This is a genomic window from Streptococcus sp. HMSC065H07, assembly GCF_001837325.1.
Lineage (GTDB): Bacteria > Bacillota > Bacilli > Lactobacillales > Streptococcaceae > Streptococcus > Streptococcus salivarius_H.
Genome location: NZ_KV832050.1, coordinates 73,019 through 73,492 on the forward strand (window position 1 = coordinate 73,019; position 474 = coordinate 73,492).

Annotated in this window: 1 protein-coding gene; it reads left to right on the plus strand. The window is 40.7% G+C overall.

What is annotated here, in order from left to right; translation table 11 throughout:
• Positions 1-474, plus strand: a 474-nt coding sequence (locus HMPREF2637_RS10005) for a GBS Bsp-like repeat-containing protein (RefSeq protein ID WP_176745621.1), incomplete at both ends; no start/stop codon positions are given.

The window sequence follows — 474 nt, forward strand, 5'->3', positions numbered from 1 at the left end:
CTACTGGTAGCTATGATCTTGTTATCTCAAACTTAATTGCGCCACGTGGTTTCAAAGAAGTTCTAGTTCCAACCTGGTCAGAAAAGAACGGTCAAGATGATATCATCTGGTACAAGGCAGCCAAGCAAGCTAATGGAGACTATAAGGTAACTGTTCGTTCAAGCAACCATAAGGGAGATAGCGGTCTCTATAACTCTCATGTCTATTTGGTTGACAATGATGGTAAATTCATTGGCCTAGGTGGCAAACAAGTGACACTTGATATCACTAAGACTCAAGGAACATTGACTATTACCAATAATGATAAAAATCGTGGAACTTTTGACGTTCTTATCACTAATCTGACGAATCCAAGTGGTATTTCAGGTGTCCTTATCCCTGTCTGGTCTGAGCAAAATGGTCAGGATGATCTTGTTTGGCATAATGCCACAAAACAGGATGATGGTTCCTACAAGGTGACTATTTCAGCCAGTC